Source organism: Streptomyces sp. 8L (assembly GCF_020176795.1).
Lineage (GTDB): Bacteria > Actinomycetota > Actinomycetes > Streptomycetales > Streptomycetaceae > Streptomyces.
Genome location: NZ_JAIUKE010000965.1, coordinates 1 through 570 on the forward strand (window position 1 = coordinate 1; position 570 = coordinate 570).

Genomic DNA, 570 nt, shown 5'->3' on the forward strand with positions numbered 1-570 from the left:
CGGGTCCCCAGGGGATGCAGCGGCTGTTGAACCACTACCTGTGGGACGCGGATGCCCTGCGCGACGACGTCCGTGACGCGGTGGTGGAGCACATCGGGGATCCCGTGCGGGGGGTGCTGATTCTTGACGAGACGGGATTCCTGAAGAAGGGGGTCCGATCGGCGGGGGTAGGCCGGCAGTACTCGGGGACTGCCGGCCGGATCGAGAATTCGCAGATCGGGGTGTTCCTGGCCTACGGATCCGACCGGGGGCGGGCGTTGATCGACCGGGAGCTGTATCTACCGAAGGACTGGACATCGGATCGTGAGCGGTGCCGGGCGGCGGGTATCGGTGACGATGTCGAGTTCGCCACCAAGCCGGATATAGGATTACGCATGCTGCAGCGTGCCGTTGATTCCGATATTCCCTTCGGGTGGGTGACCGCGGACGAAGTGTACGGCCAGACGAGCCGCCTGCGGATGTGGCTGGAAGAACACGATATCCCTCATGTTCTCGCGGTTCCGAAATCACAGATGGTCATGACCATGGAATTCTTCGGCCAGGCCCGCGCACATCAGCTGGTCAGCGAGC

1 protein-coding gene is annotated in these 570 nt (G+C 63.5%); it reads left to right on the forward strand.

Going from position 1 to position 570, the window contains the following annotated elements; genetic code table 11:
* Nucleotides 1-570 (forward strand): IS701 family transposase (locus tag LCE31_RS40130; protein WP_225023258.1); only part of this gene is annotated, 570 nt, incomplete at both ends.